General features: G+C 60.6%; 2 protein-coding genes. Both read left to right on the top strand.

The annotated features are described in order from the left end of the window. Nucleotides 1-112: 112 nt before the first annotated feature. The gene (istA, locus tag D2N39_RS22365; RefSeq protein WP_119136916.1) at nt 113-1645 is read left to right on the top strand and encodes an IS21 family transposase; all 1533 of its coding nucleotides are present in this window, start codon (nt 113-115) and stop codon (nt 1643-1645) included. Further along, on the top strand, nt 1635-2429 hold the full coding sequence (gene istB, locus D2N39_RS22370) for an IS21-like element helper ATPase IstB (RefSeq protein ID WP_119136917.1): 795 nt from the start codon (nt 1635-1637) through the stop codon (nt 2427-2429). The genes istA and istB overlap by 11 nt, the downstream gene beginning before the upstream one ends. Nucleotides 2430-2501 lie beyond the last annotated feature (72 nt).

A 2501-nucleotide genomic window follows, 5' to 3' on the forward strand; every position in this document is an offset into this window, starting at 1 on the left:
TGTTGATTTTCACCCAGAAGTGAGCCGGTTAGGCGCATAATTTTCACTGAGAACTGAGCCATGTGAACCTTCCCCCAAAGCGGTGAGCGGCGGGGGCAACGGAGTGATCCACATGGGACTATTGAATATCATCCGACGCATGCATTTGCGGCAGAAGCTGTCGATCCGCGAGATTGCACGGCTGACGGGGGTGTCGCGGAATACCGTGACCAAGCATCTGGCAGCGAACGCCATTGAGCCCAAGTTCGCGACGCCGGAACGACACAGCAAGATTGACCCTTTTGCCGAGCAGCTGGCGGGTTGGCTCAAGACCGAGGCAGGCAAGCCGCGCAAAGAGCGGCGGACCATGAAGCAGTTGCACGCCGAACTGGTGATGCTTGGCTTTACCGGTTCCTATGCCCGGGTGGCAGCATTTGCGCGCAAGTGGAAAGCAGATCGCCAGCGTGAACAGCAGACGACAGGGCGCGGGACCTTTGTGCCACTGCATTTTGACCCGGGTGACGCCTTTCAGTTCGACTGGAGCGAGGACTTTGCGGTTCTGGGCGGCGAGCGCACCAAGTTGCAGATGGCGCATATCAAGCTGGCCCACAGCCGCGCCTTTTTGGTGCGGGCCTATCCATTGCAGACCCACGAGATGCTGTTCGACGCGCATTGGCACGGCTTCCGCGTCTTTGGCGGCGTGCCTGGGCGCGGGATCTACGACAACATGAAGACGGCGGTGGATCGGGTCGGCCGTGGTAAGGAACGGCAGGTCAACATGCGCTTTCTCGCCATGACGAACCACTATGTCTACGAGCCCGAGTTTTGCAATCCAGCGGCGGGATGGGAGAAAGGTCAGGTCGAGAAGAACGTCCGGGATGCTCGTCACCAGATGCTGCAAGGCATGCCGGACTTCCCCGATCTCGCTGCCCTGAATCTCTGGCTGGAAGAGCGTTGCTTAGATCTGTGGCGGCAGACCCCGCATGGCAAACAGCCCGGCACGATTGCCGATGTCTGGGCCGAGGAGCAAACCGCGCTGATGCCGCTGCCCGTCGCCTTTGATGGCTTTGTCGAGCTGAGCAAGCGCGTCTCGCCGACCTGTCTGATCAGCTTCGAGCGCAATCGCTACAGCGTTCCGGCATCCTTTGCGAACCGACCCATCAGCCTGCGGATCTATCCCGATCGTCTGGTGGTGGCGGCCGAGGGCAACATCCTGTGCGAACATGCCCGCGTGATCCAACGCAACCACACGCTGCCATCAAGGACAATCTACGACTGGCGGCATTATCTGGCTGTCGTGCAAAGGAAGCCAGGAGCCCTTCGCAACGGTGCGCCCTTCCTGGAACTACCGCCTGCGTTCAGACAGTTGCAAGATCACCTGCTGCGCAAGCCGGGCGGCGATCGCGAGATGGTTGATATCCTTGCCCTCGTGCTGCAGCACGACGAACAGGCCGTGCTCACGGCGGTGGAGCTGTCGCTGTCCGAGGGCGTGCCGACCAAGACCCATGTGCTGAACCTGTTGCACCGGCTGGTCGACGGCAAGGTGATCGGTGGGCCACCGCTGGACACGCCACAGGCACTGGCCCTGCACCGCGAGCCCAGGGCCAATGTCGAACGCTATGACGGCCTGCGCGCCCAGCTCGCAGGAGGCCGCCATGCGTCATGATCCAGCCGCAGGCGCTATCGTCATCATGCTGCGCAGCCTCAAAATGTATGGCATGGCCCAAGCCGTAACTGATCTGATCGAACAAGGGGCACCGGCTTTTGAAGCCTCCATCCCGATGCTCTCGCAACTTCTGAAAGCCGAACTGGCCGAACGCGAGGTCCGGTCGATCGCCTACCACATGAAGTCCGCGCGGTTCCCGGCCTACAAGGATCTCTCGGGCTTCGACTTCGTCGCCAGCGAGATCAACGAGGCCACCGTCCGGACCCTGCATCGCTGTGAGTTCATGGAAAGTGCGCAGAATCTGGTCCTGATCGGCGGCCCGGGAACCGGCAAAACCCATGTCGCCACCGCTCTCGGCATCCAGGCCATTGAGCATCACCGCAGGAAGGTTCGCTTCTTCTCAACCATCGAACTGGTGAACGCCCTCGAACAGGAAAAGGCCAAGGGTAAGGCCGGGCAGATCGCGGAAGGCCTGACCAAGCTCGATCTCGTGATCCTGGACGAGCTGGGATACCTGCCGTTCAGCGCATCGGGTGGGGCGCTGCTCTTCCACCTGCTGAGCAAACTCTACGAGCGCACCAGCGTCATCATCACCACCAACCTCAGCTTCAGCGAATGGGCCACGGTCTTCGGCGACGCCAAGATGACCACCGCCTTGCTCGACCGTCTCACCCACCGATGTCACATCCTGGAAACCGGAAACGACAGCTTCCGCTTCAAGGCAAGCTCAGCCGCCGCGGCCCGAAAAAAGAAGGAGACAAACCCGCCCTTGACCCCAGCATGAACCGAAATCCATAATTAGAGGTGGCTCACTTCTCGGCGAAAAAACCGGCTCACTTCTGGGTGAAAATCAACA

The sequence above is a fragment of the Gemmobacter lutimaris genome (assembly GCF_003570715.1).
In the GTDB taxonomy this organism is placed as follows: Bacteria; Pseudomonadota; Alphaproteobacteria; order Rhodobacterales; family Rhodobacteraceae; genus Gemmobacter; species Gemmobacter lutimaris.